The organism is Streptomyces sp. NPDC058964 (assembly GCF_042741275.1).
Lineage (GTDB): Bacteria > Actinomycetota > Actinomycetes > Streptomycetales > Streptomycetaceae > Streptomyces.
On sequence record NZ_JBHYKH010000187.1, the window covers coordinates 14,987 to 15,741 of the forward strand.

The window sequence follows — 755 nt, forward strand, 5'->3', positions numbered from 1 at the left end:
ACTCGCTCACGACGAGACTGTCGGGTGCCGAGCCCCGGTCCAGGCCGAGCGTGCCCGGACAGGGGGACCCGGAGGCGGTGCAGCGCCCGGCGGGGAAGCGGTACGCGCCCACCGCCGGCATCACGTACCGGTAGCCGTCGGCCGACCAGCCGCCGGGCACCCTGCCGATCGCCGGGCTCGCGACCGTGGTGCGCTGGATGCGGTTCAGGTCGTAGACGTAGAGGGCGGCGGTGCCGCCCGCCGTCGTCGTGACCAGCAGCTTGTCCTGGTACCAGACCATGCCGGAGACAGGTGAGACGAGTCCCCGGTAGTCGCGGCCGTCGTCGGTGGGTACGGCGAGCAGCACCCAGCTGTAGGTGAGGTCGGCGGGGTCGTCGGCGTTGACGAAGGCGACCCGGGCCAGGCCCCGGTCGGCGACGGAACCGGTGGTCGTGCTGTGTGTCCAGCCGGCCAGGATCACCCGGTTCTCGCCCCAGACGCCGTCGTCGTCGGCGTCCCCGGAGGTGGTCACGGACGTGGGCCGCCAGTCCGGCGTGGCGGTGTCGGAGGGGTCCCAGCAGTACGCGTGCGCGGCTCCCGGCGCGATGGGGAGCGACGCGCGCTCGGCGGAGGTGCAGTCGGCGGCGCCGAGCAGGGTGCCGGGGGCGGGCGGCCGCGGCGCGGCGCCCCCCCCCCCCGGCGCGCCCGCCGCCGCCCCCCCCGCGCGCCGCGGTTTCCTACAGGAGGATGTCGGTCGTGACCTTCATGACCTTCAC

General features: G+C 75.4%; 1 pseudogene. It reads right to left on the minus strand.

Annotated features, from left to right (window positions below):
- Positions 1-511 (minus strand): annotated as a pseudogene (locus ACFW2E_RS22885) (hypothetical protein); the annotation flags it as partial.
- Positions 512-755: the final 244 nt, after the last annotated feature.